The following is a 21,224-nucleotide window of genomic DNA, read 5'->3' on the forward strand; positions in this document are numbered from 1 at the left end:
TACTGTTCGGACATGCCCGCCGGATCGGATTGGCCCGCGCCCACCGTCGTCGAGACGGTCCAGACCACCCGGGCCGGCACGCGCACGGCCCGGGCGGTGCTGGAGGACTCCCTGGCCCGCATCGCTGAGCTCGATGCGGGCCTCAACGCCTTCTCGGTAGTGCTGGCCGAGCGCGCCCGCGCCGAGGCCGACGAGCGGGACCGGCACCTCGCCGGAGGCGGCACCCCGGGGCCGCTGCACGGCGTTCCGGTGGCCATCAAGGAGGAGATCGCGGTCGAGGGCGCCGTGACCACCTTCGGCGGCGACGGGAACTCCATCCCGGCCCCGGCCGACGCCGAGGTGGTCCGGCGGCTGCGGGCGGCGGGCGCCGTGATCGTCGGCAAGACCACGATGTCGGAGTTCGGGGCCTGGCCGTTCACGGAGTCGGTCTCCCGCGGGGTGACCCGCAACCCGTGGGACCCGACGCGCACGCCCGGCGGCTCCAGCGGCGGTACGGCGGTCGCGGTGGCGGCCGGCATGGTCCCGGTCGGCCTGGGCGGCGACGGCGGCGGCTCGATCCGGATCCCGAGCGCTGCCTGCGGGCTGTTCGGCCTCAAGCCGCAGCGCGGCCGGGTCACGACGGCGCCCGAGCCGCACCTGTGGTGGGCGCTCGGCACCGCCGGTCCGCTGGCCCGCACCGTCCTGGACGCTGCGGTCGTCTACGACGTGGTGCGCGGCGACGTCGAGGGTGACCTGTTCCGGGCCGGTCCGGCCGAGTCGTTCGTCGAGGCGGCCGGCCGGGAGCCCGGCCGGCTGCGGATCGGGTGGTCCACGAAGCCGGTGAGCGTCGGCGTGCGCCCGGACCCGATCCACGTGCGGGCGGTCGAGGACACCGCCCGGCTGCTCGCCGACCTCGGCCACGACGTCCGGCCGGTCGACCCGGCGTACCCCGACCCGACGCCGGCGTTCGTGCCCCAGTTCTTCGCCGGGATCCGGGCGGAGGCCGACGCGGTGGAGCACTTCGACCGGCTCGAGCGCCGGACCCGGGCGACGTACCGCCTCGGGTCGTGGGTGACGCCGCGGGTGCGGGAGTGGGCGCTGGAGCGCACCGAGCGGGTCTCGAAGCAGGCGAACCGGGTTTTCCAGGACGTGGACGTGCTGCTCACCCCCGCGGTCGCGCACCGGCCCCGGAGGGTGGGTGCGCTCGACGGCATCGGCCCCGCGCGCGCCGCGCTGGCCTCGCTGCCCTCGATCGCGTACGCCGCGCTGTGGAACGTCGCCGGCAACCCCGCCGCCTCGGTCCCGTGCGGCCTCGCGGGCGACGGGCTGCCGGTCGCGGTCCAGCTGGTCGGGCGCACCGACGACGAGCCGACGCTGCTCTCGCTCTCGGCCCAGCTGGAGCGGGCCCGCCCGTTCCCGGTGCTGGGGCGCTGAGCATGGCGGCGATCGAGGTCCGCGACCTCACCATGACCTACGGGACGCTGACCGCCGTCGACCACGTCAGCCTCGACGTCGCCGAGGGCGAGTTCGTGGGCGTGCTCGGGCCCAACGGGGCCGGCAAGACCACGCTGCTGGAGATGATCGAGGGCCTGCGCCGGCCCGACTCCGGCAGCGCCACCGTGCTGGGCGAGCCGGTGTGGCCGCGCAACCCCCGCCTGCTGCCGCGCATCGGCGTCCAGCTGCAGGCCTCGTCGTTCTTCGAGCGGCTGACCGCCCGGGAGCAGATCCACACATTCGCCGCGCTGTACGGCGTACGCCCCCGGGTCGGCGACGAGTGGCTGGAGCGGGTCGGCCTGTCCGGCAAGGTCGACACCCGGGTCGAGGACCTCTCCGGGGGCCAGGCGCAGCGGCTCTCGATCGCGTGCGCGCTGGTCCACGACCCCGAGGTGGTCTTCCTCGACGAGCCCACCGCAGCGCTGGATCCGCAGGCCCGCCGCAACCTGTGGGACCTCCTCTCCGGCCTGAACGACTCGGGCCGCACAGTCGTGCTCACCACGCACTACATGGACGAGGCCGAGGAGCTCTGCGACCGGGTGGCGATCATGGACGCCGGCCGGCTGCTGCAGATGGACACCCCGGCCGCGCTGGTCCGCGGACTCGACGCGCCGACCCGGATCGAGGTCGCCCCGGGGCAGCTGAGCGTCGAGGAGGGCCGGGCGCTGCCCGGCGTCGTGGCGGTCGAGGAGACACCGGACGGCGTGGTCCTGATGACCCGGCAGGCCGCGGTGGTGGTCGGCCGATTGGCAGCTGACGACCGGCTCGGCGGCGTCCGGGTCCGCACCGGCACCCTCGAGGACGTCTTCCTCGACCTCACGGGGCGGGAGTACCGCGCATGAGCGCCCCGTTCCCGGCGCTTTCCCGGGCGATCCTGCTCGGCTTCCTGCGCGACCGCTCCTCGGTCTTCTTCTCGCTGGTCTTCCCGCTGATGTTCCTGGTGCTCTTCGGCGGTCTGCTCGCCGACCAGGGCCAGTCCAAGGTGGACCTGGTCCAGGTCGGCGACGTCGCGCTGCTCGAGGAGATGTCGCCCGACGCCCGGGCGGCGTTCGAGGAGACCTTCGACGTCCAGGAGTCCGACGACCTCGACGCGGCGATCGACGAGGTCCGCAAGGGCGACGTGGACGTGGCAGTGGAGATGCAGGGCGACACGCTGGTCGCGCACTACACGATGACCGACCAGACCCGGGCGGCGATCACCCAGGGCGCGCTGCGCTCGTTCGTCGACGGCACCAACGTGGAGCTCAGCGGCGGGCCGCCGCGCTTCCAGCTGGCCGCCGAGCGGGTCGAGGACGACTCGCTGGACACGATCCAGTTCGTCACCCCGGGCCTGCTGGGGTGGGCGGTCGCGATGAGCGCCGCGTTCGGGGCAGCGGCCACCCTGCAGGGCTGGCGCCAGACCAAGCTGCTGCGGCGCCTGCAGCTCGCGCCGGTCCCGACCCGGACCCTGGTGAGCGCCCGGGTCGCTGTCACGCTCGCGATCGCGCTGGTTCAGATGGTCATCTTCGTGGGCCTGGGGGTCGTGGCGTTCGGGCTGCAGCTGAACGGGTCCTGGTGGATGTCGGTGCCGCTGCTGGTCGTCGGCACGCTGTGCTTCATGGCGATCGGCCTGCTCGCCGGCGCGATCACCAAGACCGCCGAGGGCGCGGTCAACGCCGCGAACTTCATCGTGCTGCCGATGGCGTTCCTGTCCGGGTCGTTCTTCTCCCTCGACGGCGCCCCCGCGTGGCTGAACGGGATCGCGAACCTGCTGCCGCTCAAGCACTTCAACGAGGGCATGCTCGACGTGCTGGTCCGGGGCCAGGGGCCGGGCGCGGTGCTGGCGCCGCTGGCGATCCTGGCCGCGTTCGCGGTCGTGGTCACGCTCGTCGCCGCGCGGCTGTTCCGGTGGGAGACGCACTGAGGCGTGAGCGTCCCCGCGCGGGCGGGGGCCCTCAGCGCCGCGGGTCGCCCAGCAGCCCGGCCCGCACCAGCAGCCGCTCGACCCGCTCCCGCTCGAAGTCCCGCTCGACACCGGGCGGCAGGCGGTCCAGCCGCTGCTCGAGGTCGAGGGCCCGGCACGCCTGGACGAGCACGTCGTCGTAGGCCTTCAGCCAGCCTCGGATCCGGGCGGCGGGAGTTCCACTCGGAGCCTGTCGGATCGCGGAGCGGATCCGCGTGGCGTCGGCGGCCAGTCGCTCGATCGGCGGCCCGGACTGCCCCGGGGGCTCGGCCGCGACCACGCCGAGCCGTCGTCCCCAGCGCCGCGCTCGGCGGCGGTGGACCTCCCAGTCGGGGAGCACCCACAAGACGACCAGCACGGCCGCGATGACCCCGAGCTGCACCAGGAGGCCGACGTCCATCCGTCGATGATCCGCGTCCCCGGGCGGCCGGGGCAAGGGCCCCGAGCCGGCGCGGTCAGCCCTCCGTGAGGCCCGTCTCCTCGCCGGCGCCGGCCTCGGCGGCGAGTCCGTCACCGTCCGCCTGGGCGTCGAGCTGCTCCTGTACGTCGGCGATCTGCTGGCGCTCGTCGGCGTCAGCGTCGTCGCGCTCGGAGCTGGCGCCGTCGGGGGTCTCGCTCATGTCGTCCTCTCGTCGCGTCCGGGGTGGTGCGTCGCCGCACCGCCTCGCGGTACCCACCGAGCACCGCCGCACCGTCAGGGCGGCGCGGGCGAGCGTCAGGCCAGTCAGGCCAGTCAGGCCAGTCAGGCCAGCATCGTCGCGGCGGTGACGACGCCGGCGAGCACGACCAGCACCCGGAAGACCACCGGCGGCAGGCGCCTGCCGATGCGTGCGCCGACGTACCCCCCGACGACGGAGCCGGCGGCCAGCAGCCCGGCGACCGCCCAGTCGACGTCGGCGACGAACACGAAGATCAGCGACGCCACGACGTTCCCGGCCATCAGCGCGAGGGTCTTCAGCGCGTTCACGGAGGCCAGCGGCAGGTCGGTGCCGAACCCGAGGACGGCCACCATCATCACGCCGGCCCCGGCGCCGAAGTAGCCGCCGTACACGCCCACGAGGGCGGCGAAGCCGGTCGCGACCGGCGAGAGCGACATCCGGTCGGGGCCCGGCTCGCGGCCGCGGCGCAGCAGCCGCGAGATCGTCGGCTGGACGCCGACGAGCAGGCAGGTGAAGAGGATGAGGTACGGCACGACCACCTCGAAGACCCCCGGCGGGAGGCCGAGCAGCAGCGCCGCGCCGAGCACTGACCCGCCCGCGCAGACCCCGAGGATGAGGGCCGCCAGCCGCGGGTGCTGGCGCAGCTCGGCGCGGTAGCCGAAGGAGCCGCTGAGCCCGCCCGGGGTCAGCCCGAGGGTGTTGGAGACGTTGGCCGTGACCGGCGGCAGCCCGATCGCCAGCAGGACCGGGAAGCTGAGCAGCGAGGCGACCCCCACCGTCGAGGTCAGGATTCCGGCGCCCAGTCCCGCCGCGAGCACTGCGAGCTGCTCGAGGCCGGACATGCGGCAGATCCTAGGGTCGGGCCCGGTCGGACCCGTGCTCAGCCCTCTCGGTTGGGACCCATCAGCAGGAACGGGACCCCTGCGGGGTCGCGCAGCCCGGCACACCGGCCGTACGGCGTGTCCTCCGGCGCCAGCGTCTGGGTGCCGCCAGCGGCGAGCGCCTTCCTCGTGGCCTCGTCGGTGTCGTCGACCTGGATGTAGAGCCGCCACTGGTCCGGCTCGCCGAGGCCGGTGGCGGCCTCGATCCCGGCGTACGCCGCCTCGTCCTCGCCGTACGTGGTGTAGCGGAAGTCGTCGGTGTCGCTGAGGGTGTGCAGGTCCCAGTCGAACGTGTCGCGGTAGAAGGCCAGGGCGGCCGGGTAGTCGCCGGTCGACAGCTCGAACCACCCGGGCGCGCCGTCCTCGGCGCGAGCGACGAACCCGGGATGGGCCAGCGGCTGCCACAGCCCGATCCCGGCTCCCGTCGGGTCGGTCAGGAAGCCCATGTGGCCGACGTCCCCGATCTGCATCGGTCCCGCCTCGACGGTGGCCCCGTTCTTCGCGGCTCGGGTGAGGCTCGCTGCGACGTCGTCGGTGTGCAGGTAGACCGACCACGCCGCCGGCCCCATCCGGCCGCCGTCGTTGTCCATGCAGCCAGCCACGGGCGCGCCGTCGTGGAAGAACATGAAGTAGCCGCCGAACTCCTCGCTGGCCTCGCCGGCCTCCCACCCGAACAGATCGGCGTAGAAGGTCCGCGCTGCTGCGGGGTCGGGCGTGAACAGCTCGATCCAGCAGGGGTTGCCGGGGGAGTGGTGGTCGACGCGCATCGGAGGCTCCTCGGGTCCGGGGTCAGCCCTGCTGACTCGCACGCCCGGTCGGACTCATCGGTCGCCGAGCCGATCCGGTGGTCGAGCCGGTCCGGTGGTCGAGCCGGTCCGGTGGTCGAGCCGGTCCGGTGGTCGAGCCGTGAGGAGCGCTAGCGACGAGCGTGTCGAGACCCCGGTTACCGAACGAGGCGGCTGGGCGCCGCTCGGGTTGAGGGTCTTGGTCCTCGGGGCTCTCGCGTTGCCGTTGCCTGGGCTGACGGTCCCGCCGCGAGGTATCAGGATTTCTTTCCACAGTGTTCGCTCTACGTCTAGCGATTCGAACGTCTGTTCGATTAGAATGTGCTATGGCCATCGACCCGAACCCCTCCCCGCTGGGCGAGTGCGACAGCCCCGCCGCGGTACTGGGGTTTGTCAGGGCAGAGCAGGCTGCGGCGGAGGCCGCTCAGGTGCGGGTCCTCGAAGGGGCGGTCGCGTGGGCCTCGATGCACTCGGTCGACTGCATGGACGACGCGGCCTGCCTCCCGGGTGCCGAGGGTGAGGTCGCGATCGCGGGGCCGGGTGCGCCGCTGGTCACCGAGTTCGCGCCACTCGAGCTCGGCGCCGCGCTCGGCATGTCCTCGGACGCGGCCCGGGCGATGCTCGGCGAGGCGGTCGAGCTCGCGCACCGGCTCCCCAAGACCTGGGCTGCCGTGCGGGCCGGAGAGGTGCCGGCCTGGCGGGGCCGGAAGGTCGCGGCGAACACCCTCTCGTTGCCCGCCGACGGCGCGGCCTACGTCGACACCCACGTCCACGCGGTGGCCGGAAAGATCGGGTACGCCGCCCTGGACCGGCTCATCGAGGAGGCCCGGGTCCGGTTCGACCCGGCCGGCGCGGAGGAGAAGCGCAAGGCAGCCGCCGACCGGCGCCACTTCGACCTCGACACCGGACGGATCTCCTTCGCAGGCACCGTGATCGTCGACGGCGAGCTCGACCTGGCCGACGCCCTCGACCTCGAAGGCGCGGTCGCCCGCGGCGCCCGGATCCTCGGGGAGCTCGGCTGCGCGGAGTCCCTCGACGTACGCCGCTCCCTAGCGGTCGGCGAGATCGCCCGCCGCCAGCTGGCCCTCGACCTGGACACCACCCCGAGCGAGATCGAGGGCCTGTCCAAGCGCTGCCAGCCCCGCCAGGTCGTCGTCCACGTCCACCTCACCGAGGCGGCCATCGCCGGCGCGGACGGGCTACATCTGGCCCGGGTCGAGAACAGCCGCTCGTTCGTCTCCGTCGACCAGGTCAGGACCTGGTGCGCCAGCCCCGATGCCCAGGTGATCGTGAAGCCGGTGATCGACCTCGCCGACGTCACCCGGACTGATGCCTACGAGGTGCCGGAACGGATGGCCGAGCGCGTCCAGCTCAACAACCCGACCTGCGTCTTCCCCTGGTGCGGCCGCTCGGCCCGCCGCGCGGACAACGATCACGTCATCCGCCACCGCCACGAACGCGAAGGACCACCGGGCGACGACGAGGACTTCGGCGAGACCACCGACCCCAACCTCGCACCCCTGTGCCGCACCCACCACCGGGCCAAGACCCACACCAACTGGACCTACACCAAGCTCGACGAGACCACCTACCTGTGGCGATCCCCGAACGGCATCCACCTGCGGCGCGACCACACCGGCACCACCATCGTCACCTGACCGGGGTCTCGACACGCTCGCTGCGCTCACGGCTCGACCACCTGCGGCGGTGGTCGAGCCGCGAAGGCGCCCCGGCGCCTGGCCCTCCCGGTGGTCGAGCCGCGAAGGCGCCCTGGCGCCTGAGAGTGTCGAGACCCCCGCAGGCACCCGCCGTCCCGGCCGCAACGGACGGCCTCGACCCGCTCGCTGCACTCGCGGCTCGACCGCCGACGCGGTCGACTCCTTGGGCACTTCCGGCGCTCCTACGGCACTGCAATGCACCGAGAACCCCGAGGATCCCCGGTGCACGGGGGATCCTCGGCGCCCCCCGGGCCCCGCCTGCCCGGGTCAGCTGGCCTTGCGGGCAGGGGTCTTCTTGGCTGTCGACTTCTTCGCCGGCGCGGCCTTCTTCTTCGCCGGTGCCTTGGCGTCGGACTTCTTCGCAGCGGGGGTCTTCTTGGCTGTCGACTTCTTCGCGGCGGGCTTCTTCGCGGGCTTCTCCTCGCCCGACTCCCCGTCCGACTTCTCGCCCGACTCCTGGTCACCCGTGTCGGCGTTCGACCCCGAGTCCGGCTCCTCGCCGCGTCCCTTCTTCGCCGCGTCGACCGAGCGCTGGAGCGCCGCGAGCAGGTCCACGACCTCGCCCGAGGACTTCGTCGAGGTGGGGGTGCGGCGCACCTCGCCGCCCTCGACCTTCGCGCGCACCATGGACTCGACGGCCTCGGCGTAGTCGTCCTCGAACTCCGAGGCGTCGAAGTCGCCGGCCAGCGTCTCGACGAGCATGTTCGCCATCTTGACCTCGGCGTCCTTGACCTCGCCCGTCTCCACCGAGAAGTCGGGGGTGCGGACCTCGTCGGGCCACATCATCGTCTGCAGCACGATCACGTCGTCGCGCACCCGCAGCACCGCCACGGAGGTCCGCTGCCGCAGCGCCACCGTCACGACCGCCATCCGGTCGGCGTCCTGGAGCGCCTGGCGCAGCAGGGCGTACGGCTTGGCGCCGGACTTCTCCGGCTCCAGGTAGTAGCTCTTCTCGAACAGCAGCGGGTCGATCTGGTCGGTCGGCACGAACTTCTCCACCGCGATCTCGCGCGAGGAGGTCGACGGCAGCTCCGCGAGGTCGTCGTCGGTGAGGACCACCATCTCGCCGTCCTCGGTCTCGAAGCCCTTCGCGATGTCGGCGTACGGGACCTCCTCGCCGTCGATCGAGCAGACCCGCTGGTACTTGATCCGGCCGCCGTCCTTGGCGTGCACCTGCCGGAAGGAGACGTCGTGGGACTCCGTGGCGGCGTACAGCTTCACGGGCACGCTGACCAGCCCGAAGGAGACCGCGCCCTTCCAGATCGCTCGCATGACCGTCAGTATCCGACCTCAGCGACGCTCACGCATCCGCCAATCGTCAAAGGCCTGCCGCGAGCTGCGCGAGGGCGTGTAGCCGAAGACCGTCTTGAGCCGGTCGTTGGCCAGCACCGGCCGGTACCGCAGGAACCGGGTCTGCTCGGGTCCGTACGCCGTGAGCCGCAGCCGGCGCGCCACTGCCAGCGCGGCCCGCAGGACCGGCTCCGGGACGGTCAGCACCGGCTTGCCCAGGATGCCCGCGATCTCGTCGACCGTGAGCGCCCCGTCCCCGGCGACGTTGAAGATCCCGGTCACCGGGCCGGTCACGGCCCGCTCGATGATCGCCACCACGTCGGTGTCCCAGATGAACACGAACGGCGAGTCCGATCCCCGGATCTTCAGCAGCCGGGGCCGCTCGAAGAGCGCGGTGATCTGGTTGTCGACCGTCTCGCCCAGGATGGTGCCGATCCGCAGCACCACCTGCTCCAGCTCGGGGTGGGTGGCCCCCAGCTCGGCCAGCAGCTCCTCGACCTGGCGCTTGTGGTCGCTGTAGGCGAACTCCACGTTGCCGCGGACCGGGTCGCCCTCGGTCAGCCAGCCGCCGTGGGCCGCCCCGTTGTCGGGGTGGTAGCCGTACGCCGCCCCGCTCGAGGACACGACCACCCGGCGTACGCCGGAGGCCAGGCACGCCTTGAGGACGTGCCGGGACCCGTCGACGTCGACGGCCCGCTCCCTCTCCCGGGTGGAGCCGGGCCCGGGGGTGACGATCGAGGCCAGGTGCACCACCACGTCGGGCGCGGCCTCCGCGACCCCGGCCAGCACCCCGGCGCGGTCGGTCACGTCCATGACGACGTGCCGCACGCCGTCCGCCGGCGCCGCCGGCGCCCGCAGGTCGGCGCTCACCACGTCGTGGCCCGCCGCGGCCAGGCCGCGGACGACCGAGGAGCCGAGGAACCCGCTGCCGCCGGTGACCAGCACCCGGATGGGTGCGGCGCTCACGCGACCGGCTCCGGCTCGGCGCGGACGCCGCGGCCGGCGCGCTGGCGCCACCACTGCGCGACGGCGAGCCCGGCGACGATGTCCCAGATGCCCCACCACGCGGCGACCAGGGCCATCCCGCCGAGGCCGTCGAAGTAGGTGAACACGAGCAGCAGCCCGAGCCCGGCGTTGCGGATCCCGACCTCGAAGGTCATCGCCTTGGTGCTCGCCTCCGGCAGCCGGGTCCCGCGGGCGATCACGTAGCCGAGCAGCAGCGCCAGCGCATCGTGCAGCAGCACCGCGAGCAGGACGACGCCGATGTGGTCGACGAAGATGCTCCAGTTGTTCGCGACGCCGATCGCGATCACGGCGCCGAGCGCGAGGAACGACAGCGGGCCGACCACCCGGTGGCCGACCGCGGCGACCCGCGGCCAGAGCCGCGCGATCGTGATGCCGAGGACGAACGGCACCCCGATCACGAAGGCGATCTCGGCGAGCATGTCGACCGCCGAGAGATCGATCTCGCGCAGCAGGGCGTCCCCGGTGGGGTGCAGGGATCCCCAGAACGCCATGTTCAGCGGCATCAGGAAGATCGCCAGCACGTTGCTGATCGCGGTCATCGACACCGACAGCGCGACGTCGCCCCCGGCCCGGTGGGTGAGGATGTTGGAGACGTTCCCGGGCGGGCAGCAGGCGACCAGGATCATCCCGAGCGCCACCGACCCGCGCACGTCGAGCAGCAGCGTGAGCGCGAAGGTCAGGGCCGGCAGCAGCAGGAACTGCGCGACCACGCCGATCGTGATCACCACCGGCCGCCGCACCGCCGCGGCGAAGTCCTCCAGCCGGGTGTCCAGCGCGACCCCGAACAGGATCGCCCCGATCACGATCTTCAGGGTCGTCAGCGACCCCTCCTCGAACGCGATCCGGATCCCGTCGACGTCGGTAGCCAGCACGGTCAGCAGCGGGTTCACGGGCGCACTCCCAGGGACTCGGTCTCGGAGCGCACCGCTGACCGGTAGGCGTCCTTGTTGACGTAGTAGGACATCCGCTCCAGCCCGAGGTAGCGGTAGCCGCCGGAGAGGTCGGGCCGCGGTCCCCGGGCCCGGTCCTCCAGCGCCGTCGCGGCGGCGGGGTTCGCGGACCGCGCGCGCAGGTACGCCGCGACCAGCTCGGCCTGCTCGTAGCGGCCCTGCCAGCCGATCCCCGAGGCCTCGATCATCCCGAGCACGAACAGGTCCCGGTGCTCCTGGGTGAAGATGTTGAGGTAGAGGTCCGGCGCCGAGCCGCGTCCGGCCCAGCGCAGCAGCCGGGGGTCGAGGAACGGGTAGTGCAGGTGGTAGCCGGTCGCCAGCACCACGACGTCGTACGCCGCGCGCCCGCCGTCGCGGAAGACCACCCCGTCCCCGTCGAGCCGCTCGACGTCGGGCCGGACCGTGAGGTCGCCGTGCCCGACGTGGTGCAGGACCAGCGAGTTCACCACCGGGTGGGACTCGTAGATCCGGTAGTCCGGCTTCGGGAAGCCGAACCGGACCGGGTCGCCGGTGAACAGCTTGAGCAGACGGGAGTCGATGGCCTGCTTGATCCGCGGCGGCAGCGGCCGGCCCTGGTTGAGGGTGTCGGCGGGCCGGCCGAGGATGTACTTCGGCACGAAGTAGTAGCCGCGGCGCACCGAGATGTCCACCGACGCGGCGTGGTGGACTGCGTCGACGGCGATGTCGCAGCCGGAGTTGCCGGCGCCCACGATCAGCACCCGCTTGCCGGCGAAGATCGTCGGGCTCTTGTAGGCGCTGGTGTGCAGCAGCTCGCCGTCGAAGCGGCCCGCCAGGTCGGGCACGGCCGGCTCGCTGAGCGTGCCGTTGGCGACCAGGACGCCGGCGTGGTGGGCCTCGCGGGGGCCGTCGGGGGAGTCGGTGCGCACCGTGAACCCGCCGTCGGGGCGCGGCTGGACGGAGGTGACCTCGGTGCCGAAGGAGTAGCCGGAGGTGAGGTCGAAGGCGTCGGCGAAGTCGCGGAAGTAGCCGAGCAGGTCCCGGTGCGAGGGGTAGTCGGCGACCTCCTCGCGCATCGGGAACTCGGCGAACTCCGTCGTGCGCTTGGAGGAGATCAGGTGCGCGGACTCGTAGACCGTCGACCGCGGCCCGCCGATGTCCCACAGCCCGCCCACCCCGGCCCCGAGCTCGTAGCCCTGCCAGGGCAGGCCGTAGCGCTGCAGGTTCCGCGCGGCGGCGAGCCCCGAGGGTCCCGCGCCGATCACGGCGTACGTCTTCTCCACGTGTGCTCCTGGTGCGGGTGGGACAGGATGTGCGGATGCGTCCCATGCTGGCCACCAAGGGCACCTCCGTGCCGATCGGCGCGGAGTGGGCCCACGAGGTGAAGTGGGACGGCGTCCGCATCCTTGCGGACTGCGGCGGCGACCGCATCCGGTTGACCAGCCGCAACGACAACGACGTCACGATCGCCTGGCCCGACGTCGCGGGCCCGGACGTCGCGGGGCCGGGCATCCCCGGCCGTGACCTGCTCGTCGACGGCGAGATCATCGCGCTCAACGACGACGGCCTGCCGGACTTCCGGGTGCTCCAGGACCGGATGCACGTGCGCAAGGGCCCGGCCGCCGCCCGGCTGGCGCGCACCGTCCCCGCGACGTTCATGGTCTTCGACCTGCTGCGCCTCGACGGCCGCGACCTCACCGACGAGCCGCTGGAGCGGCGCCGCGAGCTGCTCACCGGCCTCGCCGCCGACGGGGCGCTCGGCGCCTGGCAGGTGCCCGCGTCGTACGACGACGGCCCGATGCTCTTCGACGCGACCCTCCAGCAGGGCCTGGAGGGCATCGTCAGCAAGCGCCGCACCTCGCGCTACGCCTTCGACACGCGCACCCCGCACTGGCTGAAGTTCGCCCACCGGCACCGGCTCTCCTACGTCGTCGGCGGCTGGCGCCCCCAGGAGGGCACCGGCGACCGGCTGGCGGCGCTGCTGGTCGGCGAGCCGACCGCGGACGGGCTGCTCTACCGCGGCCGGGTCGGCAGCGGGATCGGGCCGAAGGTGGGCGCCCAGCTGGCGCAGCTGCTGGCGCCGCACGAGCGCACGGACAGCCCGTTCGCCGACGAGGTGCCCCGGGTCGACGCGCTGGGTACCCGCTGGGTCGACCCGGTCGTCGTCGTGGACGTCGACACCCACCACACCTCGCGGGCCCAGCGGCTGCGCCAGCCGTCGTACCAGGGAGTCCGCACCGATCTCGCCCCGGAGGACCTGTGAGAGCGCGATGAGCCCGCAGCGCGAGGAGGTGCGGGTCGAGGTCGAGGGCCGGACCCTGACGATCTCCAACCTCCACAAGGTCCTCTATCCGGCGACCGGCACCACCAAGGGGGAGGTGCTCAACTACTACGCCCAGATCGCGCCCACGCTGCTGCCGCACCTCGCCGACCGGGCGGTGACCCGGATCCGCTGGCCGCACGGCGTGCAGGACCAGAGCTTCTTCGAGAAGAACGTCCCGCCGCGCACCCCGTCGTGGGTGCGCACGGTCACCGTCCCGACGACCGGGTCGCGCGGGACCTCGCGCAACGGGGACACCCTGGTCTTCCCGGTCGTCGAGGACCTGGCGACGCTCACCTGGCTGGTCAACCTCGCGGCTCTCGAGCTGCACGTCCACCAGTGGACTGTCGACGCGGACGGCCGTCCCGCCGACGCGGACCGGCTGGTGATCGACCTCGACCCCGGGGAGCCGGCCGGGCTGCACGAGTGCTGCCGGGTCGCGCTGATGGTTCAGGACAAGCTGGCCGAGCGCGGCCTCGAGGGCCGTCCCGTCACCAGCGGCAGCAAGGGCCTGCACCTGTACGCCGAGCTGCCGCGGCGGCTGCCGCCGGAGGGGTCCACGGCGCTGGCCAAGGAGCTGGCCGAGGAGCTCCAGCGCGAGCACCCGACCCTGGTGACGGCGACGATGACCAAGGCCCGCCGCGGCGGCAAGGTGTTCCTGGACTGGTCGCAGAACTCCGGCTCGAAGACCACGATCTCGCCGTACTCGCTGCGCGGGAAGGAGCGCCCGTTCGTGGCCACGCCGGTGACCTGGGCGGAGGTCGAGGCGGGCGCCGAGGACGAGCTCGGCCTGGACCAGTTCCGCTTCGAGGAGGTCCTCGAGCGGGTCGCGGACCAGGGCGACCTGTTCGCCTGACGCCCCGCCCGGAGCCGGGTGCTCGCCGGCGTTACCGAGCCGTGGCCCCGGCGTGGAGCACGCGTGGGCCGAGCGTGGCGCCGGGCGGCCTAGCGTGAGCGCGCAGCCAGTTCGGCCGGCTGCCGGATGCCGGGGGGCGTCCGGTGACCGGTCGACCGGGGAGCTCGTCTCCCCGGGGCTGGATGAGGGGCCGCCCGGTAGTTCCGGGGGGGACGGCCGGCCGGCCCCTCGTCCAACCCACCCCCGCCCGGACCGACTGCCCGGGCCCGACAGAGAACGAGAAGGCCGTGGAGCTCGCGCCCGTCCCGCGGCCCCGGCCGTTGCTGACCACCGGCCGCCTCGTCGTCCTCGGCGCGACGCTGGGCACCCTCGTGGTGCTGGCGCTGCTGCCCACGGTGCTCGGTCTGCAGCGCCACTTGGTCGCCGACGACTCCATGACCGGGGCGTTCGGCCGCGGCAGCGTGCTGCTCGCCCGGGAGGTGCCGGTCAGCGCCCTCGAGGTCGGCGACGTCCTCGTGACCCGTCCGCCCGGCGCGGCGGCGGACTCCCGGCCGATCGGGCACCGGATCGTGGAGCTGGGCCTGGACAGCGCCCGCACCCGCGGCGACGCGAACGTCGGGGCCGACCCCTGGGTGGTGCCGCTGGACGGGGCCACCGCCAGCCGGATGGTGCTCGCCGTGCCGTACGTCGGGCACCCGTTCCTGAGTGCGGGGCACCTGCTGGCGTGGGGCGCCGCCGGGGGCCTGGTGCTGGCGGCCGCCGGCCTGTCGCGCCGACCCCGCCGCGACCGCAGCGGGCCGGCGGCGCTGCGGCGTACGACCCCCGCCGGTCGGACCCGCGCATGACCGGCCGCGCGGGACCGGTGCGGGCCGTGTCACAACGGACCAAAGCGGCCGTGGGTCGCACCCCCGAGCCTTATGCTTCGGCCATGGCGCAGAGAGTCCTGGTCGTCGAGGACGAGGAGGACATCGCGTTCCCACTCGTCCGGACCCTGGAGCGCGAGGGCTACGCCGTCTCGTGGGTCGACTCCGGCCAGAAGGCCCTCGTCGAGCTCGCCACCGCGCCGGCCGACGTCGTGATCCTCGACCTGGGCCTGCCCGACATGGACGGCCTCGAGGTCTGCCGCAAGGCGCGCGACAACGGGTTCGCCGGCGCGATCATGATCGTGACGGCCCGGGCCGGTGAGCTCGACCGGGTGGTCGGGCTCGACTACGGCGCCGACGACTACCTGGCCAAGCCGTTCGGGCTGGCCGAGCTCCAGGCCCGGGTGCGGGCGCTGCTGCGCCGGACCCTCCCCGGAGGCGGGTACGGCCAGGAGGACGTGGCCCCGGGCGGGCTGCGCATCGACGTCGGGGCCCGCCGCGTGTACGCCGGGGACGCCGAGGTGCCGCTGACCGGCAAGGAGTTCGACGTGCTGGCGATCCTCGCGGCCAACCGCGACAAGGTGGTCTCCCGCGGTCGCCTGATGGCCGACGTCTGGGACGAGAACTGGTACGGCTCGACCAAGACCCTCGACGTCACCATCGGCAGGCTGCGCCAGAAGCTCGAGAGCGTCGGAGTGACCGAGAAGGTGGTGGCCGTTCGGGGCGTGGGATTCCGCCTCGAGGGTCCCCCCGATGCGTGAGCGGCTCTCGCTCGCCTTCGCGCTGCTGGCCGTCGTGCTGCTGGCCGGGGTGGGGCTGGTCCAGTGCTGGACAGTCACCGAGAACCTCCGCGAGCAGGACAGCCGGCTGCTGCGCCACGACGCGGACGTGGCACGGCTGCTCGTCGAGGACCGGCTCGAGGCCGGCCGGCGGGTCGACGCGGACTTCCTCGAGGGCCTCGTCCGTCCCGAGGAGCAGATCCGCTGGGCGCCGGCCGCCGGCCCCGAGGTGGTCGCCACGGGCCCCGAGTACGACAACGACGCCACCGGCGAGCTCAGCGCCACCGGCCTGGCGGGCCGCGGCCAGGTGAGCGTGGCCCGGGCCGACCGCAGCATGGTCGCCCTGGTCCGTGACGAGTGGTGGTCGGTGCTGGCGATGCTGGTCGTCGGCGTCCTGTGCGCGGTCGTGCTCGGGCTCGTGGTGTCCCGGCTGCTGGCCGCGCCGTTCCGCCGGCTCGCGGTGGCCGCGGCCGCGCTCGGCCGGGGCCGCTTCGACCTGGACCTGCCGCGGACCCGGGTCCCCGAGGCGCGGGCGATCGGCCAGGCCCTGGGCGCCAGCGCGGCGCAGCTGCGCGACCGGGTGGCCCGGGACCGGCAGTTCGCGGCGTACGCCTCGCACGAGCTGCGCTCGCCGCTGACCGGCGTACGCCTGGAGCTCGAGGACCTGGCGCAGCGCGGGGACCTGCCGGCCGACGCCCGGGACGCGGTGACCCGCTGCGTCGCCGGTGTCGACCAGGTCGAGGGCGTCGCCGGCGACCTGGTCGCCCTGCACCGCGGGACCCTGATCGAGGATGCCGTGGTGCCGCTGCACGAGCTGGCCAGCCAGTCCGCCCAGCGCTGGGCCGACGTGCTGGTCCGCCGCGACCGGCTGGTCACCGCTGCGGTCGAGGGCGCCCTGGAGCAGCCCTACACGCCCGGGCCGGTCGAGCAGGTGCTCGACCTGCTGCTCGAGGCGGTCGTGCGCGACACTCGGGGCGAGGTGCGGCTGGTCCTCGACGGCAACGACGACGGGACCCTGCGGATCACCGTCACCGCCGCGGCGCCCGCCGAGGCGCGGCGCTCGCGGCGGCTCCGGGAGCGCGACGACCGGTGGGGTCGGGTGCGGGAGACCTGCGAGTCGTTCGGCGGCCGGCTGGTCGCGGCCTCCCCGGCCGACGGGATGGTCCTGCTGCTGCCGCGCCGGTGACCGGACGCCTGGGGCTCAGGCGCGGATGTCACGGCGCGGATGTCATGGCGCCGGGGACGGCGCGGTGTCATGGCGCCGGGGACGGCGCGGTGTCATGGGGCCGGGGACGGCGCGGTGTCGGAGTCGGTGAACGGCTCCCCGCCCCCATCGAGTCGCTGACCTGGCGGTCGTCCAGGACCCGGTACGGCGCGGGGGAGCTCGCCGCGCGGGCCCGCAGGTCGGCGAGCGGGACGCCGTCGCGGCCGGCGACCAGCAGCAGGTTGCCGGCCCGGCGTCCGCGCAGGGTTGCGGGCTCCGCGCTGATCATGGTCTCGGGGAACGCGGTGCGGACCGCGGCGACCACCCGCCGGGTCCAGGCGAACGGCGCCCGGTCGACGAGGTTGAGCAGCAGCAGGCCGCCCGGGGCGAGCACCCGGGCGGCGAGGGCGGCGTGCTCGGCCGTGACCAGGTCGCCGGGCACCCGGCCCCCGGCGTACGCGTCGACGAGCACGACGTCGAGGGACTCCGCGCGGAAGGCCGCCAGCCCGGTGCGCCCGTCGACGGGCCGGACCTTGATCCCGCTGCGCCGGGGGAGCGGGAGCTCCTCGCGGACCAGCTCGGTGACGTCGGCGGCCGGCTCCAGCACCACCTGCGCCGAGCGCGGGCGGGTCGCGGCGACGTAGCGGGGCAGGGTCATCGCGGCGCCGCCGACGTGCACCACCCGGACCGGCTCACCGGGTCGGCCCCAGGCGTCCAGGACGTCGCCCATCCGGCGCACGTAGTCGAAGGCCAGGCGGGTGGGGTCGGCGAGATCGACGTGGGACTGGTCGTGGCCGTCGAGGCGAAGCACATAGGCGTTCGGGTGGTCGGCGGGCACGATCTCGGCGGGCATCGGGCCATCCTCTCGTGCCCCGGATCCGCAACATTGGGGATCTTCGCCCGGAGTCGGGCGAGTCGGCGGGCGCGGGGCCGCGGAGGCCTGTTCAACACCCCGGCCCCGTCCTAGATTCGCGGGACCCGGTGCGACCCTCCTCCGGGTCCGACGAAGGAGTGACAACGATGTCCAGATCCCTCCGCGCGGTCGTCGCCTCGGGTGCCACGCTGGCGCTCCTCGGGACCGCCACCGCGGTCCCGGCCGAGGCGGACCGGGGCCACCACGGCCCGCCGAAGAACTCCGTGCACCAGATCACCAGGGCCGTCACCGCGCAGGGCGTGGCCCGGCACCTGAGCGCGTTCCAGCGCATCACCGACCGGTACGGCGACCGGGCGGCGGGCCGGCCCGGCTACCGGGCCTCGGTCGGGTACGTCGCCCACCAGCTACGCCGCGCCGGCTACCGCCCGCGGGTGCAGGAGTTCACCTTCGACTACTTCGAGGAGAACTCCGCGCTCGAGCGGACCACCGGGGAGCCGACCACCTGGGTCGACGAGCAGGACTTCCTGCGCGGGAACTTCGACACCGGCGTGCCGGAGGGCACCGCGAGCGGGCCGATCACCCCGGTCGACCTGGTGCTGAACCCGGCGGGTCCGCCGAACTCCAGCAGCAGCGGCTGCGAGACCACCGACTTCGCCGGCTTCCCGGCCGGCGGCATCGCCCTGGTGCAGCGCGGGACCTGCGACTTCACGATCAAGATCCTCAACGCGCAGGCGGCGGGGGCGGCCGGAGTGATCGTGATGAACGAGGGACAGCCGGGCCGCACCGGGCTGGTCGGCATGATCGGCGACGCCACCGGCCTGACCATCCCGGCGGTCTTCGCGACCTACGACACCGGCGTGGACCTGGCCTCGCTGCCGGGGGCGACGGTGTCGGTGACCGTCGACTACACCACCGAGGAGCGGAGCACCTGGAACGTCACGGCCGAGACCCGGCGGGGCCGCTCCGACAACGTGGTCATGGCCGGCGCGCACCTCGACAGCGTCCAGGAGGGCGCCGGCATCAACGACAACGGCTCGGGCAGCGCCGCGCTGCTCGAGGTGGCCCGCAAGATGGCCAAGCTCAAGATCCGCCCCGCCAACAAGGTCCGGTTCGCCTGGTGGGGTGCGGAGGAGAACGGGCTGCTCGGCTCGGAGTACTACGTCAGCCAGCTGTCCGAGGACCAGGCCGAGGACATCGCGCTCTACCTGAACTTCGACATGGTGGCCTCGCCCAACTACATCTTCGGCGTCTACGACGGTGACAACTCCGGGGGCACGGCGCCCGACGGGTTCATCCCGGAGGGGTCCGCGGAGATCGAGGACGTCTTCGAGCGGTTCTACACCCGCCGCGGGGAGCCGTTCCAGGACAGCGAGTTCTCCGGCCGCTCCGACTACGGGCCGTTCATCGCGGTCGGCATCCCGGCCGGTGGGCTGTTCACCGGTGCCGAGGGCGTGAAGACCGAGGAGGAGGCCGCGCGGTACGGCGGCGTGGCGGGCGCGGCGTACGACCCGTGCTACCACCAGCCCTGCGACAACTTCACCGGTGAGGGCCAGGACGAGGAGCTCTACGACCAGCTGGACGAGGACTACTGGCTGCGCGGCAACATCAACATGGGCGCGCTGTCGGTGAACTCCGACGCGATCGCCACCGCGGTGGTCACCTTCGCCCGCAGCACCGAGGCGGTCAACGGGGTGCGCAGCCACCAGCACGGCAAGAAGCACGGGCACAAGCACGGGCACAAGCACGGCAAGAAGCACGGGGCCAAGCACGACAAGTCGGCCGGCGTGCAGCAGTTCGCCGCGGGGTCCGGCCACGGCCGGCACCACGTGGCGGGCACCGAGCTCGGGGCCCGCTGAGCGCGGCCGCCGGTCGCAGGCACCACAGGCAGGGGCGGGTCCCGGGAGACCCGCCCCTGCGGTGTGCCCGGGGCGCGATGATGGCCCTATGAGCCCGCACCTGGACACCGCACGCGTGCAGACCTGGCTGACCGACATGGACGGGGTGCTCGTTCACGAGGACGTCCCGATCCCGGGCGCCAAGGAGTTCGTGGAGGCGCTCAAGGAGTCCGGGCTGCGCTTCCTGGTGCTCACCAACAACTCGATCTACACGCCCCGCGACCTGCGCGCCCGGCTGCTCGGCAGCGGCATCGACGTCCCGGAGGAGTCGATCTGGACCTCGGCGCTGGCCACCGCCCAGTTCCTCGCCGAGCAGCGGCCCTACGGCACGGCGTACGTCGTCGGGGAGGCGGGGCTGACCACCGCGCTGCACGACATCGGCTACGTGATGACCGACCGGGACCCCGACTACGTGGTGCTGGGGGAGACCCGCACCTACTCCTTCGAGGCCATCACCCGGGCGATCCGGCTGATCGAGGGCGGGGCGCGGTTCCTGGCGACGAACCCCGACCCCAGCGGGCCCAGCCAGCACGGAACCCTGCCCGCGACCGGGTCGGTGGCGGCCCTGATCAGCACCGCGACCGGGCGCACGCCGTACTTCATCGGCAAGCCGAACCCGCTGATGATGCGCAGTGCGCTGAACCGGCTGGAGGCGCACTCGGAGACCACGGTGATGGTCGGGGACCGGATGGACACCGACATCATCAGCGGCCTCGAGGCGGGGCTGCGCACGGTGCTGGTGACGACCGGCTCCACGCGCCCCGAGCAGGTCGAGACGTTCCCGTACCGGCCGACCCGGGTGGTCGACTCGATCGCGGACCTGGTGGACCTGGTCGGCGCGTGAGCGTCGTCTCACCCGGTCGGGACTTGGCAGGGTCCCGGGTTCGGGATTACCGTCGACGCTTCGTTTGCAACCAGCACCCCGGGGGCGGGTACGCCGAGTCCTGCCCGACCGCCCCCGGCCACCAGAAGCACTTCACGGGCAGGAGTGGGGGACCCACCGGTTCCACGCGGTCCACGGACCGCTCGGGGTGAAGCCGCCGAGAGGCGGCCGGGCACCTTCCTCGCCCGAACCCGACAGCTCACCTCACAGGCGTGGGAAGGGATTCTCATGTCCACGTACCTGTCCTCCTGCCTGCGCGCCGGCGTCCGCGTCGTCGGCGCCGGCGCCCTCGCCGCCGGTCTGATGACCGCAGCCCCGGCTCCCACCGCCACCGCCACCGCCGCCTCGGCCAACCCGGCGGTCGCTCCCGCCGCGGCCGACCAGCGCACCCAGGCCCAGCGCACCAAGACCCAGCGCGCCAAGGCCCAGCGCGCCAAGGCCCAGCGCCGGGCCGCGGCCCGCCAGACCCACCGCCGCCAGGTGGCCCGCAAGATCAGCAACGCGGTCAACACCGCGCGTCGCCAGAAGGGCGACCGCTACCAGTACGGCGCCTCCGGGCCGAACGCGTTCGACTGCTCCGGACTGATGTACTACTCGTTCCGCCGGGCCGGCTTCCGCGGCATCCCGCGGACCTCCTCGGCCCAGGCCGGCTTCGCCAAGCGGATCGCGCGCAAGAGCATGCGCAAGGGCGACATGGTGTTCTTCACCGGCAGCGGCGGCGTCTACCACGTCGGCGTGTTCACCGGCTGGGAGCGCGGCCGCCGGATGATCGTGCACGCGCCGTACGGCAACCAGCGGGTGCAGCGCGCCCCGATCTGGACGAACTCCTGGTTCCCCGGGACGCTGCGCTTCAAGTAAGGCCGACGCG

21 protein-coding genes and 1 riboswitch are annotated in these 21,224 nt (G+C 73.5%); of the genes, 12 read left to right on the plus strand and 9 right to left on the minus strand.

The window, feature by feature from the left end; genetic code table 11:
* The first annotated feature begins 12 nt into the window (after positions 1-12).
* From EBO35_RS04555 to EBO35_RS04565, 3 genes are read left to right on the plus strand one after another with little or no spacing between them, the layout of a single operon-like run.
* The gene (locus tag EBO35_RS04555; protein WP_122816668.1) at positions 13-1,413 is read left to right on the plus strand and encodes an amidase; all 1,401 of its coding nucleotides are present in this window, start codon (positions 13-15) and stop codon (positions 1,411-1,413) included.
* Between the two features lie 2 nt (positions 1,414-1,415).
* Positions 1,416-2,315: an ABC transporter ATP-binding protein gene (locus EBO35_RS04560; protein ID WP_122816669.1), complete on the plus strand. Its 900-nt coding sequence runs from the start codon at positions 1,416-1,418 to the stop codon at positions 2,313-2,315.
* Positions 2,312-3,376, plus strand: coding sequence for an ABC transporter permease (locus tag EBO35_RS04565; RefSeq protein ID WP_122816670.1), 1,065 nt, complete (start codon positions 2,312-2,314; stop codon positions 3,374-3,376). The genes EBO35_RS04560 and EBO35_RS04565 overlap by 4 nt, the downstream gene beginning before the upstream one ends.
* 31 nt (positions 3,377-3,407) lie before the next feature.
* On the opposite strand, the gene EBO35_RS04570 is transcribed toward EBO35_RS04565, so the two are convergent.
* The 4 genes from EBO35_RS04570 to EBO35_RS04580 form a co-directional block, all read right to left on the minus strand.
* On the minus strand, positions 3,408-3,815 hold the full coding sequence (locus EBO35_RS04570) for a hypothetical protein (protein ID WP_122816671.1): 408 nt from the start codon (positions 3,813-3,815) through the stop codon (positions 3,408-3,410).
* Positions 3,816-3,870: 55 nt separating this feature from the next.
* Positions 3,871-4,035 (minus strand): hypothetical protein, encoded by a 165-nt coding sequence (locus EBO35_RS19340; protein WP_164477805.1) that lies wholly within the window; start codon positions 4,033-4,035, stop codon positions 3,871-3,873.
* A 122-nt stretch (positions 4,036-4,157) separates the two neighbouring features.
* Complete coding sequence (locus EBO35_RS04575; protein WP_122816672.1) at positions 4,158-4,916, minus strand: sulfite exporter TauE/SafE family protein; 759 nt, start codon at positions 4,914-4,916, stop codon at positions 4,158-4,160.
* A 38-nt stretch (positions 4,917-4,954) separates the two neighbouring features.
* Positions 4,955-5,722 (minus strand): VOC family protein, encoded by a 768-nt coding sequence (locus EBO35_RS04580; protein WP_122816673.1) that lies wholly within the window; start codon positions 5,720-5,722, stop codon positions 4,955-4,957.
* Between the two features lie 344 nt (positions 5,723-6,066).
* Between EBO35_RS04580 and EBO35_RS04585 the strand changes: the two genes are divergently transcribed.
* A complete protein-coding gene (locus EBO35_RS04585) occupies positions 6,067-7,398 on the plus strand; it encodes an HNH endonuclease (RefSeq protein WP_122816674.1) in 1,332 nt (443 codons plus the stop codon).
* Positions 7,399-7,725: 327 nt separating this feature from the next.
* On the opposite strand, the gene ku is transcribed toward EBO35_RS04585, so the two are convergent.
* From ku to EBO35_RS04605, 4 genes are read right to left on the minus strand one after another with little or no spacing between them, the layout of a single operon-like run.
* Positions 7,726-8,730, minus strand: a complete 1,005-nt coding sequence (gene ku, locus EBO35_RS04590) for a non-homologous end joining protein Ku (RefSeq protein ID WP_122816675.1) — start codon at positions 8,728-8,730, stop codon at positions 7,726-7,728.
* Between the two features lie 18 nt (positions 8,731-8,748).
* A complete protein-coding gene (locus EBO35_RS04595; protein ID WP_206422669.1) occupies positions 8,749-9,714 on the minus strand; it encodes an SDR family oxidoreductase in 966 nt (321 codons plus the stop codon).
* Positions 9,711-10,664 carry a bile acid:sodium symporter family protein gene (locus tag EBO35_RS04600; protein WP_206422670.1) on the minus strand — a complete coding sequence of 318 codons (954 nt, stop codon included), beginning with the start codon at positions 10,662-10,664 and terminating at the stop codon, positions 9,711-9,713. Before EBO35_RS04600 ends, EBO35_RS04595 begins: the two co-directional genes overlap by 4 nt.
* Positions 10,661-11,965 (minus strand): flavin-containing monooxygenase, encoded by a 1,305-nt coding sequence (locus EBO35_RS04605; RefSeq protein ID WP_206422671.1) that lies wholly within the window; start codon positions 11,963-11,965, stop codon positions 10,661-10,663. Before EBO35_RS04605 ends, EBO35_RS04600 begins: the two co-directional genes overlap by 4 nt.
* A gap of 35 nt (positions 11,966-12,000) precedes the next feature.
* Here EBO35_RS04605 and ligD (EBO35_RS04610) point away from each other — a divergent pair, with 35 nt between their 5' ends.
* From ligD (EBO35_RS04610) to EBO35_RS04630, 5 genes are all read left to right on the plus strand, one after another.
* Positions 12,001-12,945 (plus strand): non-homologous end-joining DNA ligase, encoded by a 945-nt coding sequence (ligD, locus tag EBO35_RS04610; protein ID WP_122816676.1) that lies wholly within the window; start codon positions 12,001-12,003, stop codon positions 12,943-12,945.
* A gap of 7 nt (positions 12,946-12,952) precedes the next feature.
* On the plus strand, positions 12,953-13,858 hold the full coding sequence (ligD, locus tag EBO35_RS04615) for a non-homologous end-joining DNA ligase (RefSeq protein ID WP_122816677.1): 906 nt from the start codon (positions 12,953-12,955) through the stop codon (positions 13,856-13,858).
* 287 nt (positions 13,859-14,145) lie between these two features.
* Positions 14,146-14,703 (plus strand): S24/S26 family peptidase, encoded by a 558-nt coding sequence (locus tag EBO35_RS04620; protein WP_122816678.1) that lies wholly within the window; start codon positions 14,146-14,148, stop codon positions 14,701-14,703.
* Between the two features lie 83 nt (positions 14,704-14,786).
* Entirely contained in the window at positions 14,787-15,482 is a 696-nt protein-coding gene (locus EBO35_RS04625; protein WP_122816679.1) for a response regulator transcription factor, read from the plus strand.
* Positions 15,475-16,686, plus strand: a complete 1,212-nt coding sequence (locus tag EBO35_RS04630; RefSeq protein WP_122816680.1) for a histidine kinase dimerization/phospho-acceptor domain-containing protein — start codon at positions 15,475-15,477, stop codon at positions 16,684-16,686. Before EBO35_RS04625 ends, EBO35_RS04630 begins: the two co-directional genes overlap by 8 nt.
* A 67-nt stretch (positions 16,687-16,753) precedes the next feature.
* Here the strand turns inward: EBO35_RS04630 and EBO35_RS04635 are convergent, their stop codons facing one another.
* Positions 16,754-17,557: a spermidine synthase gene (locus EBO35_RS04635; RefSeq protein WP_206422672.1), complete on the minus strand. Its 804-nt coding sequence runs from the start codon at positions 17,555-17,557 to the stop codon at positions 16,754-16,756.
* A gap of 167 nt (positions 17,558-17,724) precedes the next feature.
* Here EBO35_RS04635 and EBO35_RS04640 point away from each other — a divergent pair, with 167 nt between their 5' ends.
* The 3 genes from EBO35_RS04640 to EBO35_RS04650 all read left to right on the plus strand — a co-directional run bounded on the left by EBO35_RS04640 (position 17,725) and on the right by EBO35_RS04650 (position 21,214).
* Positions 17,725-19,434, plus strand: coding sequence for a M20/M25/M40 family metallo-hydrolase (locus EBO35_RS04640; protein WP_122816681.1), 1,710 nt, complete (start codon positions 17,725-17,727; stop codon positions 19,432-19,434).
* A gap of 88 nt (positions 19,435-19,522) precedes the next feature.
* Positions 19,523-20,317 (plus strand): HAD-IIA family hydrolase, encoded by a 795-nt coding sequence (locus EBO35_RS04645; protein ID WP_122816682.1) that lies wholly within the window; start codon positions 19,523-19,525, stop codon positions 20,315-20,317.
* A gap of 118 nt (positions 20,318-20,435) precedes the next feature.
* A riboswitch (cyclic di-AMP (ydaO/yuaA leader) is annotated at positions 20,436-20,583 on the plus strand.
* Position 20,584: 1 nt separating this feature from the next.
* Entirely contained in the window at positions 20,585-21,214 is a 630-nt protein-coding gene (locus tag EBO35_RS04650) for a C40 family peptidase (protein WP_122816683.1), read from the plus strand.
* Positions 21,215-21,224 lie beyond the last annotated feature (10 nt).

This window comes from Nocardioides pantholopis (genome assembly GCF_003710085.1).
GTDB classification, from domain to species: domain Bacteria; phylum Actinomycetota; class Actinomycetes; order Propionibacteriales; family Nocardioidaceae; genus Nocardioides; species Nocardioides pantholopis.